Genomic DNA, 13888 nt, shown 5'->3' with positions numbered 1-13888 from the left:
CGTGTTTTTCGGTCAGAACGAGCCGACTCGGCGATATAAGGGCTACACGTGCCCTGTCGCCGACGCTCTCCTCCGGGAGAGGGCGTCGACGCTGGCCGCGACCAGGAGGACCAGGCCCGTGACCATCCAGACGGTGCCCTGGGGCTGGTCGAGCAGACCCATCCCGTTGTCGATGACGGCCACGACGGTGCCACCGATGACGGCGTCGATGACCCGGCCCTTGCCGCCGAAGAGCGAGGTGCCGCCGATGACGGCGGCGCCCACGGCGTACAACAGGGTCGTCTCGCCGCCGGTGTTCGGGTTCACCGAGTTGGTTCGGCTGGCGATCATGATGCCGGCCACCGCCGCCATGGTGGAGCAGAGGATGAAGCACGACAGGCGCACCCGGAACACGTTGATCCCGGCCCTCCTCGCCGCCTCGGCGTTGCCGCCGACCGCGTAGACGTGCCGGCCCCAGGCGGTGCGGGTCAGCGTGAAGGTGAGCAGGATCAGCAGGCCGACGATCACCACCAGCGAGACCGGCACCCCTTTGAGCGAGGTCAGCGCCGGGTTGCGGCTGCGCTCGACGGAGAGGTAGCCGACCACAGCCACCACCACGACCGTCAGCAGCCCGGTCTTCAGCGCCCACAGCAGTAAAGGCTGCACGGTGAGATTCTTGGCGCGACGGCGCGCATCGGTGATGTACGTCGAGGCCGCATAGCCCACGATGCACAAGAGGCCGAGCGCCCAGCCGAGCCAGACCGGCAGGTTGGCGTTGTTGAGGCCGTTGATGAAGTCGTTGCGGATGGGAATCGTCCCGCCCTCACCGATCATCGTCAGGAGCACACCCTGCAGCCCGAGGAACGCGGCCAGCGTGACCACGAACGACGGGATCCCCAGCCTGGCCACCAGCAGACCGATGAGCAGACCGATCAGCGCGCCGGTGAGCAGCGCCGCCAGCAGCGCCGGGATCAGCGGCCACTCCTGCCGGGTCAGGAACACGCCGAGCACCCCGGCGCACGTGCCACCGGCGAATCCCGCCGACAGGTCGATCTCGCCCAGCAGCAGCACGAAGACCAGGCCCATCGCGAGCACGGTCACCCCCGCCGACTGGCCGATCAGGTTGGCGAAGTTGAACGAGTTGGTGAACTGCTCGGGACGCAGCGACGAGAAGACCACGACCAGCGCGATCAGACCCAGCACCGCCGGCAGCGAGCCGACCTCACCACCCCTGAGCTTGGCCAGGTAGGCCCGGAAGATCCCGCCCAGCGAGTTGTCGGGCTCCGGATCCGGCGCAGCGGCGACCGTGGGGTCATCTGTATCGATACTCATGCCGCACCTCCTTCAGGAACGACGCCGGTGGTGATCGCCTGCACGACCCGCTCACGCGTCGTGGAGGCGGCGTCGATCTGCCCGACCATGCCGCCCAGATACAGGACGGCGATGTCGTCGGCGACCTCGAAGACGTCGTTGAGGTTGTGGCTGATCAGCAGGACGCCGAGGCCCCGGTCAGCCAGGCGCCGAACCAGGCGGAGCACCTGCTCGGTCTGCGCCACGCCGAGAGCCGCGGTCGGCTCGTCGAGGATGACGAGCTTTGAGTTCCACAGCACGGCGCGGGCGATCGCCACGGTCTGGCGCTGACCGCCGGAGAGGGAGGCCACCGGCGTACGCACCGATTTCAGCGTACGCACCGAGAGGCCGTCGAGCGTCTCGCGAGCGCGCTGCTCCATGGTGTCTTCGTCGACCAGCCGCAGCCGTTTCATCTCCCGGCCGAGGAACATGTTGTGGACGACGTCGAGGTTGTCGCACAGCGCGAGGTCCTGGTAGACGACCTCGATGCCGAGCGCGGCGGCGTCCTTGGGGTTGGTCACCTTCACCGGCTCTCCCTCGAAGAGGTAGTCACCGGCGTCGAAGAGATGGATCCCCGCCATCCCCTTGACCAGGGTGCTCTTGCCGGCACCGTTGTCGCCGACGAGCGCGGTGACCCGGCCCGCCTGGACCGAGAGGTCCACTCCGCGCAGGACCTGCACGGCGCCGAAGGACTTCTCGACGCCGTGCAGCTCCAGCAGCGGACTCACTGAGGCACGCCGTTCTCGGTGCACAGGTCGGCGATCGCCCCGGCGCACACCTCGGCGGCGTCGGCCTGACCGTCCTCGATGACCGTACCGACGGTCTCCTTGGTGACCCAGACGGGCTCGGCGAGCACCGACGGCACGTCCTTGCCGGCCTCGGTGTCCTCGACGGTGCCGGTGGCCAGCGCCTCGGCGGCATCCTTGTCACCCTCGATCAGCGCGATCGCCAGGTCCGCGGCGGCCTTGGCCTCGAGCGCGGTGTTCTTGTAGACGGTGCCGCACTGGAAGCCCTGCAGGATGTTCTGCAGACCCTCGACCGAGGCGTCCTGGCCGGTCACCGGGATCTTGCCCTGCGCGTTGTTGGCCTTCAGCCGGGCGACGATGCCGCCGGCCATGGTGTCGTTGGCCGAGACCACGCCGTCGATCTTTCCGTTGTTGGCGGTGTACATCTGGTCGAAGACCTTCCCGGCCTTGGTGGCGTCCCACTCCCCCGACTGGTCACCGACGAGCTTGTAGGTGCCGTCGGCGATCTTCGCCTCGAGCGCCTTCTCGTAGCCCGACTTGAACAGGGCCGCGTTGTTGTCGGTGGCCGCGCCGTTGACGTAGACGATGTTGCCGCCCTTCTTGCCGGCGGCGGTGATGCACTCGTCGAGGCCCGTGCCCATCAGCTCGCCGACCTTCACGTTGTCGAAGGAGACGTAGTAGGAGGCGCCGCCGTTGAGCGTCAGCCGGTCGTAGTCGATGCTCGTCACACCCGCGTCGGCGGCCTTCTTCAGGCAGGACGCGCCCGACTCGGAGTCGAGGTTGGTGATGATGATGACCTTGACGTTCTCGTTGATCATGCTGTCGCATAGCTGACCGAACTTTGCGGTGTCGCCCTGGGCGTTCTGGATCGTGGCCTCGAGGCCGGCGTCGGCGAACGCCTTCTCGAGGTTCGGCCGGTCCTGGGACTCCCATCGGGGAGACGTGGTCGCGTCGGGGAGGATCACTCCGACGTCGGTGCCGCCCGAGTCTCCCGAGTCGCCACCGTCATCCGAGCCTCCACATGCCACGAGCGATGCGGTCGACAGGGTCGCCACCGCTGCGACCGCGATCAGGCGGCCGATCTTGTGCGTGTTCATCGTCGAACTCCTCAGTCCTGGGTGTGATCTAAGTCACGTCGGGGTGCAACCTATCTGCTTCGGCGGTGGCGTGAAGCGGTTCTGAGGAGATCTCGATGGCAGTTCGACAACAGCCGTACGCGAACTGGTCACCAGTGCTCGTTACGGTGCGGCGTCTCACGCCCACCGACGTCCACTAGAACAGCGATCACGTGACCGCCATCTCGGATTTCCGCACGCCCCGAACCAGCCGCGACGACAGCGACCTCAACAGCCCCAAATCTGGGCAGGTCCGCTCCGGCCACATCAGCGAGATCCACGGCCTGCGGGGCGTCGCACTGGCGCTCGTGGTCGCCTTCCACCTCTTCGGCAACGGCCGGGTCTCCGGCGGGATCGATGTCTTCCTGGTGATCTCCGGCTTCCTCGCCACCCGGTCGCTGGTCGGCAAGGCCGAGCGAGGCCGGGTGAGGCTGGGCGAGCACTACGGGCGTACGTTCGCGCGCCTCGCCGCGCCCGCCCTGATCGTGCTGGCCGCGACGGCCGCGCTGATGGTCGCTTTCATCCCGCAGACGCTGTGGACTCAGACGACCCGCGAGATCATCGCGGCCGCCACCTATACGCTCAACTGGGAGCTCATCGCCAGCCAGCTCTCCTACGGCGCCGCGGGACCGTCTTCGACTCCCGTGCAGCACTTCTGGTCGCTCGCGGTGCAGGGGCAGTTCTTCCTGCTGTGGCCGCTGGTGATCGTCGGCCTCGCCCTAGTTCTCCGCGCGGTGGCCAGGGGCCTGCTGCGCGACCGGCTGTCCCTCGCTCGGGTGCTGTTCGTCCTGACCGCGGCCGCGTTCGCGGCCTCCTTCGCCTACGCGATCAAGGTCTCCGGGACCGACCAGGCGGCGGCGTACTTCAACTCGCTCACCCGCTTCTGGGAGATCGCCGCCGGCGCCCTGGCCGCGCTCGCCCTACGCCGCCTGAGCCTGCCCGAGAGGATCAAGCCGTACGTCGCCTGGACCGGCATCGCCCTGGTCCTGACCTGCGGTTTCGTGATGGACGGCGCGGACCGCTTCCCGGGACCGCTGGCCCTGTGGCCGGTCGCCGGGGCGCTGCTGGTGATGGTCGGCTCGACACCGTCGCCGCGCGGGCCGCGCCGCCTTCTGGAGACCCGTCCGCTGCGGTTCGTGGCCGACATCTCCTACGAGCTCTACCTGTGGCACTGGCCGTTGCTGATCGCCTGGCTCTACTACTCCGGCGCCGAGCGGCTCACGCTCGTCTCCGCAGCTGGCGTGCTGGTCGTCTCGATCCTGCTCGCCTGGGCGACCAACCGGCTGGTGACCCGACAGGTGCAGACGTACGTCATCCGGCCTGGCGGCCCGCGGGCTCTGGTCGCCACCTCGGCGGCCCTCGTCGTCGCCGTCGGCGTCGGCGCGAGCGGCCTGGCCGCGATCGACCACTCCGAGGACAGAGCGGTCGCGGCTGCGGCCCGGCTCGCCACCGCCGACCCGTATACGACCGAGTGCCTCGGGGCAGCCGCACTGGCGGCGAGCGCCGCCGGCGGGTCGTGCGGCAACCCCGACCTGCGCGGCGAGCTGATCCCGGCGGTCGCCGCCATCGGCGCCGACGACGACAACCGGGCAGAGTGCTGGTCCTTCGAGGAGCGGCCGGTGCGGTTCAGCGCGTGCCCGAACGGCGCGGTCGAGGGCTACGAGAAGCGGCTGCTGATGGTCGGCGACTCCCACGCGGTCGCCCCGGTCGGCGCGCTCGACCTGATCGGCGGCCAACGCAACTGGCGCATCGACGTCGCCTCCCGAGCCGCCTGCCACTGGAACGCCCGGCCGCTCGGTGGCAGCATCGCCGACAACCGCCCCGCCTGCGCGGAGTGGAACCGGCAGCTCGAGGACTACCTGCGCGCACCCGAGCAGAAGGATCTCGACGCGATCATCGTCACCCACTCCGCCCGCAAGCACACCCAGCCGCGGACCGGCGAGACACCGTACGAGTCCACCGTCAACGGCCTGGTCGAGGCCTGGAGCCACCGGCCCTCGACCGACGTCCCGGTGATCGCGCTCGTCGACAACCCGATGTTCGAGCCCGACAGCGCCGCCTATCTACGCACCACTCTGGGCTGCATCCAGCAGCACTCCCCGGAGACGGCAGGCGAGGCGTGCGGACGCCCGCGCACCGACGTGCTCGTCCAGGACCCGCACCGCGACGCGGTCGCCCATGACCCGAACGCACACCTGGTCGACCTGACCCACCTGTTCTGCGGGGACGAGGCCTGCCCGGCGGTGATCGGCAACGTCATCGTCTACCGCGACGGCAACCACATCACCGCGCGGTACGCCCGCACGCTGGCGCCCTACCTCGGCAAGGAGCTGGCCCGCATCGTCGGTTAGCGGGCGACGGCGAGCGCGTCGATCTCGACGAGCATCTCCTCGCGCGGCAGCCCGGTCATCACGGTCGTACGGCACGGGAGGATGCCGCCCTCGGCGACCCGCGAGCCGATGAACTCACCGTAGGCCTCGTTCATCGCCGCGAAGTCGTCCCGGGTCGTCAGGTAGACGCGGAGCATCAGGACGTCCTCGAAGCCGGCGCCGCCGGCGGCCAGGATCGCCTCGACGTTCTGCAGCGTGCGTACGGTCTGCGCCTTGACGTCGCCAGGGAACAGGTATTCGTTGGTGGCGGGGTCGACGGGGCCCTGGCCGGAGACCTGGATCAGGCCGCCGCGGACGACGCCTTGGGAGAAGGTGTGCGCGGGGGCAGGGGCCTGGTCGGTGGAGATGCAGATGTCTGACATGGGTTGGGTTTCCTCTCGGGTGCTCTCGGCGAGCACCGGCTACGCCCACGCCTTCGCCAGCAGGTCACGGGTGTCGGTCAGCAGTTGAGGCAGGGTCTTGGTGCGGCCGATGATCGGCATGAAGTTCTGGTCGCCGACCCAGCGCGGCACGATGTGCTGGTGCAGGTGAGCGGCGATCCCGGCGCCGCCGGCGGTGCCCTGGTTCATGCCGATGTTGAAGCCCTCGGCCTGCGAGACGCCGGCGAGGGTCCGGACCGCCTGCTTGGTCAGGATCGCCATCTCGGCGGCCTCCTCGTCGGTGGTCTCGACGTAGCCGGCGATGTGACGGTAGGGGCAGACCATCATGTGGCCCGGGGCGTACGGGTAGAGGTTGAGCACCACGAAGCAGGTCTCGCCGCGGTGGACGACCAGGCCCTCGGCGTCATCGAGCGTCGGCACCCGGCAGAACGGGCAGCTCGTCGACGAGGGGTCGCTGGGCTTGTTCTCACCGCGGATGTAGGCCATCCGGTAGGGCGTCCACAGTCGCTCCAGCCCGTCGCCCTCGCCGATCCCGTCTTGGGTGAGTACGCCGTCCATGTCTGTCACGCGGCAAACACTACTTAACCCCCGAACAGGCTCAGGTCGGCACTTCCCCCTCCCGCAGCGCGTACGCCCCAGCGACCGCTGCGGCGATCAGCACGAGCAGGCAGGCCGCCGTGATCCCGGAGAGGGCCTGCCAGGGGAACGTCAACGGTGCGCCGGGCACGTCGCGTACGACCGCCTCCCGCATCAGCCATCCGGTGAAGGCGGTGATCGAGCCCCCGACGAGCAGCGCGCCGGCGCCGGTGAACACCGTCTCCCAGAGCGCGGTCCGGCGCACCTGTGCCGGGGTGGCACCGAGGAGCCGGGCGGTGGCGGTCTGGCGGCGGCGCTGGCTCGCCCCGATCAGGACGGCGTTGATGGCCGCGATCGCGGCGTAGACCCCGGCCGGGCCGAGCATCACCCAGAGAACGACGGTGTTCATCTCGCGCGCCTCGGCCGATACCGTGCCGACCCACTCCTCGCCGGTGCTCACCTCGGCGCCGGTCTCCCGGATCGACCGTGCGGTCTCCACGACATCCGCGCCGGCGTCGGTGCGTACGAAGACCGTTCCGGTGTCGCGGGCGACCCGGTCGATGCGTGGCAGGTCGTCGGGCACGATGATGTCGCTCCACAGGTTCGGGGCGTCAGGGACGACCGCGACCAGGCGCACCTTGACGAGCCGGCCGTCGATGCGCATCCGTCGGGTCTGGCCGACCCGGCCGCCGAGGTCGGTGACGTAGGAGGCGGTGACCGCCATCGCCCGGCCGTGCAGGTCGTCGAGACTCCCCCGGGTCGCCTGCAGGCTCCGCGTGGCGGCCGCGCTCGAGACGTCGACGACTTCGACGTCCTCGGGACCGCCCCCGAACCCGACCTGAGCCGTGCGCCGTACGTCGCTCACGCCCACCCCGGGCACATCCTGGATCCGCTCCGGGCGCTCTGCCTGCTCGACGACCAGCTCCGACCTGAGCGCGGCCCGGTCGGCGCCCTCGCTCCAGTCGGCCGTCGCACCGACCGCGAGCACCATCGAGCCGGCCACCGCCATGATGGCCACCACCGGCGCCGCCACCGCGGCGGTCATCCGGCTGCTGGTGCGGGCGAGGTCGCGGGCCAGGTGCGCCGACGGGTCCCGTCCCGCCACCGCGGCACCAGCGAGGGCGGCGAGCTCGGTGTAGAGCAGGCCGCCCACCGCGTTGGCCCCGATCACCGCGACGATCGGCAGGAACATGCCCACGAGCAGGGCGAACAGCAGCGGCATCCCGGAGGCGAACACGGCGGTCGCGACCAGCGCGGCGGCCGCGGTGAGAGTGACCACCGCCTGGATCACGGTGGGCCGTCGGCGCTCGAGGACCGCGTCGCGGAGCGCTTCGACCGGCTGCGTACGTCCCGCCCGGGCGCCCGCGCGCCAGGCCCCGACCAGCGCGACCCCGACACCGCAGGAGGCGGCGATCGCCCACCCGATGCTCTGGCTCGGCATCGCGAGCAGGACCGGCGTGACCCCTGCCTGGTGCAGGACGTGCAGTACCGGCACCGTGACGGCGGTGCCGAGCAGGCAGCCCGCGACGGTGCCGACCGCCGCGACGGCGAGCGCCTCTCCGAGCAGCAGGGTCCGCACCTGGCACGGGGTGGCGCCGAGCAGGCGGAGCAGGCCGAGCTCTCGGCGCCGGGTGGCCACCACGAAACCGAAGGTCGAGGAGACCACGAAGAGCGCCAGGAAGAGCGAGATGCCGGCCATGATCCCGAACAGCGACCCGAGGTCGTCGATCTGCGTCCGGGTCTGCGGGTCGAGCCCCTCGGTGGCCGTGCCGAGCGCTCCCAGCATGTTGGTGGCGAGGGTGATCAGGGCGATGCCGCCGGCGAGGGCGACGGCTGCCCCGGCGTACGGGGGCCACGACTGGCGCAGGGTCTTCAGGCTGTGCGCGGCCAGCGAGACGACGCTCATCGCACGGGCTCCAGCTCGGCCATGCGGGCGGCGATCCGGGCGGCGTCGCTGCGCTCCATCTGCCCGACGACCTGGCCGTCGGCGAGGAACAGCACGCTGTCGGCGTACGAGGCGGCGAGCGGGTCGTGGGTGACCATCACGACCGTCTGCGCCGGCCCGTGAGTGACCGGCGCGTCGACGAGGTTCCGCAGCAGCTCGAGCACGTCACGTCCGGCGTGGCGGTCCAGCGCACCGGTGGGCTCGTCGGCGAAGAGCACCGCGGGCCGGGCGTGCAGCGCACGCGCGATGGCGACGCGCTGCTGCTGGCCGCCGGAGAGCTCCGGCGGCCGCCTCCGGGCGAGCCCGTGCAGACCGACCTGCTCGAGAGCCCCGATCACCTCGGCCCGGTTCGGGCGCCTTCCGGCGAGACGGGCGGGAAGGGCGACGTTGTCATACGCCGTGAGGGCGTCGAGCAGGTTGTACTGCTGGAAGACGAAGCCCATCATCTGTCGGCGCAGCCTCGTCAGGGTCGTCCGGTTCAAGCCGGCCAGGCCGGTACCGGCGACCTGGACGCTACCCCGGGTCGGCCGGTCGAGGCCGGCGGCGATCTGCATCAGGGTGGACTTGCCCGATCCCGACGGCCCCATGATCGCGGTGAACGTCCCGGCGGCGAAGGCATGGCTCACGCCTCGCAGGGCGTGGACCGTGCCGGAGCCGGACCGGTAGGTGCGGGTGACGTCGTCGAGCACGACGGCGGGCGGGCCGGGCGGCCGGGGCGCATGGACAGCGGCCGGGAAGGTGGCGGTCATGGTTTCCAGCAAACGCCTCGTACGCGGCGCGCACACGGGCGCGGCCGCCACGACGAGGTAGCGCGTGCGCTACCCGCCCTGGGGTGCTGAGTGCCTAGGCTCGAGAGTCATGAGACCACCACCCGACGTCTGGGCCGCGCTGCGCTCCTCGCCCTGGCGCCTGCTCGCCTCCAGCTGGCCCTGGCGCGCCCTGGCCTACCTGGCCTCCGGTGCTCTGGTCGGTCTCGTCGTCGCCGTCGCTCTGTTCCTCCTGGTCGGCGTCGGACTGCTCACCCTGATCCTCCTGGTCGGCGTGCTGGTCCTCGCCGGGATCCCGCTGCTGGCGGCGCTCGTCGCCGACGTGGAGCGGCTACGCCTCCGGCTGATCCTCCCCGAGGCCCGTCCCGGCCCGGCCGAGCCGCCGCAGCCGATCGCCTGGGGCGACCGGCTCCGGGCACTGCGCCGACTGCGGATCTCCGGGCCCGAGGTCGGCTACACGGTGCTGGTCGCCACGGTGCTGTGGCTGGTCGACGCCGTCGCGCTCAACCTGATCATCACCATCCCGGGGGTGCTCGTGCTCGCCCCGCTCCTGGTCCGGCTCGGCGGTCCCGTCGCGTTCGGCCCCTGGCAGCTCACCACGCCGGCGGAGGCCTGGATCGCAGTGGTCCCCGGGCTGGTGCTGCTGATCGCCGGCCTGTACGCCGCCACCCTCCTCGCCGCCGCCCAGGCGAGCCTGGCGCGGCTCCTGCTCGAACCGGCCCACGCCCGGCTGGCCGCGGCCGTCGCCGACCTGCGCCGGTCCCGTGTCGACCTCGTCGACGCCTTCGAGACCGAACGCAGCAGGATCGAGCGCGACCTCCACGACGGCGCGCAGCAGCGCCTGGTCGCGCTGACCATGACGCTCGGCCTGGCCGAGCTCGAGGTGCCCGAGGGCGCCGGGCTCGACCTCGTCCGGCAGGCCCACGCCCAGGCCGAGACGGCGCTGGCCGAGCTTCGCGCCACCGTCCGCGGGATCCATCCTCGGGTGCTGGTCGACCACGGCCTCACCGCTGCGGTCCGCGAGCTCGCCGACGCCGCCGGGCTGCCGGTCTCGGTCGACCTGCGGGTGGACGACCGGCTGCCGGCGCCGGTCGAGGCCGCGGCGTACTTCGTCGTCGCCGAGGCGCTCACCAACACGATCCGCCATGCCGGCGCCCACTCGGCCCGCGTCCAGGGGCAGGTCGTCGGTGACCGGCTCGTGGTCGGCGTACGCGATGATGGGGCCGGCGGCGCCGCCGTACGTCCCGGCGGCGGGCTGGCCGGTCTGGCCACCCGGCTGGCTGCCCTGGACGGCACCCTGGAGGTCACCAGCCCACCGGGCGGACCGACGGAAGTGAGGATGACGTGCCCGACCGTGCTCCCCTGAGGATCGGCCTGAGGATCGTCCTGGCCGAGGACGCCGCGCTGCTGCGCGAAGGCCTCCTCGCCATCCTCGAGCGAGCCGGCCACGAGGTCATCGCCGCGGTCGGCGACGCGGAAGCCCTGCTCGCGTTCACCGACCACACCCGCCCCGACGTGGTCATCACCGACATCCGGATGCCGCCGACCCACACCGACGAGGGGCTGCGGGCCGCCGCCGAGCTCCGCCGGCGGCACCGCGACCTGGCCGTCCTGGTGCTCTCGGCGTACGTCGCCGACGCCTACCTCGCCGAGCTCCTGGACACCACCGGTGGCGGCGGCATCGGCTACCTGCTCAAGGACCGGGTCGGCCACGTCCGGGACTTCCTCGACAGCCTGGACCGGGTGGCCGGCGGGGAGACCGTCGTCGACCCCCAGGTCGTACGCGGCCTCCTCAGCCGGCACCAGCCCGACGGTCCGCTCGACGTGCTCTCCGAGCGCGAGCGTGAGGTCCTGGCCCTGATGGCCGAGGGGCGCACCAACGGCAGCATCGCCGCCGCGCTGTTCGTCTCCGAGGCCGCCGTGCGCAAGCACGTCGGCAACATCTTCGCCAAGCTCCGGCTCGACCCCACCACCGACCGACGCGTCTCCGCCGTCCTCGCCTACCTGCGCGAGGCGTAGCGGATCGGCGTGAGGATCAGAAGGTGATCCCCCGGGCAGCGAACCGGTCACGGACCAGATCGGCGGCCGCCTGGCCGTCGCGAGCAGCCGCTGCGGCGTACGTCTCAGCGGCCGCGGCCTGGAAGCTGGTGTCCGGGGCGTAGGAGAACTGGGAGTAGATCAGCGTGGTGTCCCAGTCGCGGGTGGAGAGACCGAGCGCTTCGTAGCCCTCGCGGATCTCCCACAGCGCCTGGCTCCAGATCTGGCCGTCGTAGTGCACCTGGTTGCGGCGGTCCTCGAGGGTCAGGTCGAGGTCGAAGCTGCGGATGCAGTGCGGTGCGGCGGTGTAGGAGGCCGAGTCCCAGTCCATCGGGCAGGCCGGGTTGGCGGCGACCGGCCAGCCGAACTCCGAGGCGGCGTCGAGCCCGACGGTCACGGCGAGGTAGTCGCCGAACGACTCCCCGATCGCGCCGGCGTCGAGGCTGCCGCCGTAGCCGGGCACCTGGTCGGCGTGGACGGCGTGGCCGTACTCGTGGACGATCACCTCGGCGTCCTCGGCGTCGTCGACCCCGCCCTTGCCCAGCCGGATCCGGAAGGGCTTGTCGGTCTGGTAGGAGTTGTCGCCGCCGTACTGGTTGATCTTGACCGAGAACGGCTCGTTCAGGACGCCCGGGAGCGTCTCGCCGAAGCCGAGCGTGTGCAGGTAAGTCTGCGCGCGGGTGACCCAGAAGTAGCCCATGACCTGCTCGAACTGGTCCTGGTGGCGGTTGTAGGAGTAGCTGTTGGTCGAGGAGTACGCCGGGGTGCCGGTGCTCGACTCGACGACGGCGTAGTCGCCGCGCAGGTAGCCCGAGCCGTCCAGGTGGGTCAGCGGCACCTGGGCGTAGGCGCTGGCCGGGACGGCGCTCGCGGCGTCCTTCTGGTCGGTCAGACTCTGGTCGTTGCTGGACTGGATCGGGTTGACCATGAAGACGCTGGCGGTGCCCTCGGAGGAGCCGCTGCCCGGGGCCGCTGTGGCTGGGCTCAGCGGGACGGCGAACGCGGCGGTGGCCGCCAGGCCCGCGGTGACGGCGATCGAGATTCGGTGCTGGTACGACATGTCTTCTCCTGGGCTGCGCGGCTGGAGCGATACCCCGCCAGGTTATCCGCTGTCGTACGACGGGCCAGCGGTTCGCACGACCCGGACCAACAATTTCTTTAACCTCGTTGTCTCCTCCGGCCACGCTTTCCGACGCCGTCCGTGTGGCACTGTGCAGAGATGGGGGAGACATTCAAGGATTCCGACGAACCGAAGACCAAGCTCACGCGCGGCATCACGACCTGGCTGTTGTTCTTCTTCATCGTGGGCGACACCCTCGGTGCGGGGATCTACACCCTGGTCGGCAGCATGGCCCAAGATGTCGGCGGCGCCATCTGGTTGCCGTTGATCCTGGCGCTGATCCTGGCGCTCCTGACGGCCGGCACCTACGCGGAGCTGATCACGAAGTACCCACACGCCGGCGGCGCGGCGAGGTATGCGGAGCGGGCGTTCAACAAGGACTACGTCACGTTCCTGATCGGCTTCTTGATGTTGTCCTCGGGAATCACCACGTCCGCAGCGCTGGCCAACGCCTTCGCGGGTGACTACCTCCAAGACCTGGTCGACCTCCCGCAGGGGCCGGTCACGCTTGTCTTCATCGGGCTGCTGGTGGTGATCAACCTCCGCGGCGTGCGCGAGTCGATGATGGCCAACGTCGGCGCGACGCTGATCGAGATGACCGGCCTGATCATCATCATCGTGGTGGCCGCCATGGTCTTCGGCAACGGCGACGGAGACGTGTCTCGGCTGACCACCTTCGCCGACGGCGTCACACCGCTGCAGGGTGCCTTCGCGGCGACCGTCACAGCGTTCTTCTCGTTCCTCGGGTTCGAGGCCGCAGCCAACATGGCCGAAGAGGTCAAGCACCCCAGCCGCGCCTACCCCCGAGCGTTGTTCGGCGCCATCCTCACCGCCGGTGTCGTCTATCTGGCGATCGCCATCGGCGCGTCCATCGTCGTGCCCACCGAGCAGCTGGCCAGCTCCGAGGCTCCGCTCCTCGAGGTGATCACCGCCTCCGGCTTCGGTTTCCCGTCCTGGCTGTTCTCGCTCATCGCCCTGATCGCGATCGGCAACGGCGCGCTGCTGTTCATGGTGATGGCGAGTCGCGCCACCTACGGACTGGCGGAGGCGAACCTGCTGCCGCGGATGTTCGGCCAGGTGGCACCGACACGGCGGACCCCATGGGTGGCGATCCTCGTGGTCGGAGCAGCCACCATGGCCATGAGCTTCATCGGCGACGTCGGCACCCTGGCCGACACCACCGTGCTGCTGCTCGTGCTGGTGTTCATCTCGGCGAACATCTCGGCGCTGGTGCTCAAGAAGGACGTCGTCGCACACGACCACTTCACGGCACCGAGGATCGTCTCGATCCTGGCACTCATCGCCAGCGTGGCGTTGCTGACCCAGCAGAGCGCGGTGACGTGGATGATCAGCGGCGGCTACATCATCCTCGGAACGATTCTGTTCTTCATCGCCCGTGCGGCCCGCAATCGGGAGATCGACGAAGAGGATGTCGAGAAGCTGACTCGCGATCTGGACTGATCGGTCCCACCGGTGAGTCGGG

The 13888-nt window shown here is 70.5% G+C and carries 12 protein-coding genes; 4 read left to right on the top strand and 8 right to left on the bottom strand.

The window, feature by feature from the left end:
* Nucleotides 1-42: 42 nt before the first annotated feature.
* From IEY84_RS16595 to IEY84_RS16585, 3 genes are read right to left on the bottom strand one after another with little or no spacing between them, the layout of a single operon-like run.
* Nucleotides 43-1311, bottom strand: coding sequence for a sugar ABC transporter permease (locus tag IEY84_RS16595; RefSeq protein WP_183550735.1), 1269 nt, complete (start codon nucleotides 1309-1311; stop codon nucleotides 43-45).
* The gene (locus IEY84_RS16590) at nucleotides 1308-2057 is read right to left on the bottom strand and encodes an ATP-binding cassette domain-containing protein (RefSeq protein ID WP_183550738.1); all 750 of its coding nucleotides are present in this window, start codon (nucleotides 2055-2057) and stop codon (nucleotides 1308-1310) included. Before IEY84_RS16590 ends, IEY84_RS16595 begins: the two co-directional genes overlap by 4 nt.
* A complete protein-coding gene (locus tag IEY84_RS16585; protein WP_183550741.1) occupies nucleotides 2054-3172 on the bottom strand; it encodes a sugar ABC transporter substrate-binding protein in 1119 nt (372 codons plus the stop codon). The genes IEY84_RS16590 and IEY84_RS16585 overlap by 4 nt, the downstream gene beginning before the upstream one ends.
* Before the next feature lie 191 nt (nucleotides 3173-3363).
* Between IEY84_RS16585 and IEY84_RS16580 the strand changes: the two genes are divergently transcribed.
* Entirely contained in the window at nucleotides 3364-5541 is a 2178-nt protein-coding gene (locus tag IEY84_RS16580; RefSeq protein WP_183550744.1) for an acyltransferase family protein, read from the top strand.
* On the opposite strand, the gene IEY84_RS16575 is transcribed toward IEY84_RS16580, so the two are convergent.
* From IEY84_RS16575 to IEY84_RS16560, 4 genes are read right to left on the bottom strand one after another with little or no spacing between them, the layout of a single operon-like run.
* Complete coding sequence (locus IEY84_RS16575) at nucleotides 5538-5942, bottom strand: RidA family protein (RefSeq protein WP_183550747.1); 405 nt, start codon at nucleotides 5940-5942, stop codon at nucleotides 5538-5540. The two genes, IEY84_RS16580 and IEY84_RS16575, sit on opposite strands and share 4 nt — an antisense overlap.
* Before the next feature lie 39 nt (nucleotides 5943-5981).
* Nucleotides 5982-6518 carry an HIT family protein gene (locus tag IEY84_RS16570; RefSeq protein ID WP_183550836.1) on the bottom strand — a complete coding sequence of 179 codons (537 nt, stop codon included), beginning with the start codon at nucleotides 6516-6518 and terminating at the stop codon, nucleotides 5982-5984.
* Nucleotides 6519-6558: 40 nt separating this feature from the next.
* A complete protein-coding gene (locus tag IEY84_RS16565) occupies nucleotides 6559-8442 on the bottom strand; it encodes an FtsX-like permease family protein (RefSeq protein ID WP_183550750.1) in 1884 nt (627 codons plus the stop codon).
* Nucleotides 8439-9230 (bottom strand): ABC transporter ATP-binding protein, encoded by a 792-nt coding sequence (locus tag IEY84_RS16560; RefSeq protein ID WP_183550753.1) that lies wholly within the window; start codon nucleotides 9228-9230, stop codon nucleotides 8439-8441. The genes IEY84_RS16565 and IEY84_RS16560 overlap by 4 nt, the downstream gene beginning before the upstream one ends.
* 109 nt (nucleotides 9231-9339) lie before the next feature.
* Between IEY84_RS16560 and IEY84_RS16555 the strand changes: the two genes are divergently transcribed.
* Nucleotides 9340-10614: a sensor histidine kinase gene (locus IEY84_RS16555; protein ID WP_183550756.1), complete on the top strand. Its 1275-nt coding sequence runs from the start codon at nucleotides 9340-9342 to the stop codon at nucleotides 10612-10614.
* Nucleotides 10593-11267 carry a response regulator transcription factor gene (locus tag IEY84_RS16550; RefSeq protein WP_183550759.1) on the top strand — a complete coding sequence of 225 codons (675 nt, stop codon included), beginning with the start codon at nucleotides 10593-10595 and terminating at the stop codon, nucleotides 11265-11267. The genes IEY84_RS16555 and IEY84_RS16550 overlap by 22 nt, the downstream gene beginning before the upstream one ends.
* Before the next feature lie 16 nt (nucleotides 11268-11283).
* Here the strand turns inward: IEY84_RS16550 and IEY84_RS16545 are convergent, their stop codons facing one another.
* Nucleotides 11284-12345: a M36 family metallopeptidase gene (locus IEY84_RS16545; RefSeq protein ID WP_183550762.1), complete on the bottom strand. Its 1062-nt coding sequence runs from the start codon at nucleotides 12343-12345 to the stop codon at nucleotides 11284-11286.
* A gap of 159 nt (nucleotides 12346-12504) precedes the next feature.
* Between IEY84_RS16545 and IEY84_RS16540 the strand changes: the two genes are divergently transcribed.
* Complete coding sequence (locus tag IEY84_RS16540) at nucleotides 12505-13866, top strand: APC family permease (protein ID WP_183550766.1); 1362 nt, start codon at nucleotides 12505-12507, stop codon at nucleotides 13864-13866.
* The last annotated feature ends 22 nt before the right edge of the window (nucleotides 13867-13888 follow it).

Source organism: Nocardioides albus (genome assembly GCF_014648255.1).
Lineage (GTDB): Bacteria > Actinomycetota > Actinomycetes > Propionibacteriales > Nocardioidaceae > Nocardioides > Nocardioides albus.
Note: the sequence above shows the minus strand (reverse complement) of the source record. Positions and strands in the feature narration are given on the sequence as shown.

Excerpts from the sequence above, each read along its gene's own strand:
- IEY84_RS16545 (WP_183550762.1), bottom strand. The coding sequence starts at position 12,345 with ATGTCGTACCAGCACCGAATCTCGATCGCCGTCACCGCGGGCCTGGCG.
- IEY84_RS16575 (WP_183550747.1), bottom strand. The coding sequence starts at position 5,942 with ATGTCAGACATCTGCATCTCCACCGACCAGGCCCCTGCCCCCGCGCAC.
- IEY84_RS16570 (WP_183550836.1), bottom strand. The coding sequence starts at position 6,518 with ATGGACGGCGTACTCACCCAAGACGGGATCGGCGAGGGCGACGGGCTG.
- IEY84_RS16540 (WP_183550766.1), top strand. The coding sequence starts at position 12,505 with ATGGGGGAGACATTCAAGGATTCCGACGAACCGAAGACCAAGCTCACG.
- IEY84_RS16560 (WP_183550753.1), bottom strand. The coding sequence starts at position 9,230 with ATGACCGCCACCTTCCCGGCCGCTGTCCATGCGCCCCGGCCGCCCGGC.
- IEY84_RS16565 (WP_183550750.1), bottom strand. The coding sequence starts at position 8,442 with ATGAGCGTCGTCTCGCTGGCCGCGCACAGCCTGAAGACCCTGCGCCAG.
- IEY84_RS16555 (WP_183550756.1), top strand. The coding sequence starts at position 9,340 with ATGAGACCACCACCCGACGTCTGGGCCGCGCTGCGCTCCTCGCCCTGG.
- IEY84_RS16595 (WP_183550735.1), bottom strand. The coding sequence starts at position 1,311 with ATGAGTATCGATACAGATGACCCCACGGTCGCCGCTGCGCCGGATCCG.
- IEY84_RS16585 (WP_183550741.1), bottom strand. The coding sequence starts at position 3,172 with ATGAACACGCACAAGATCGGCCGCCTGATCGCGGTCGCAGCGGTGGCG.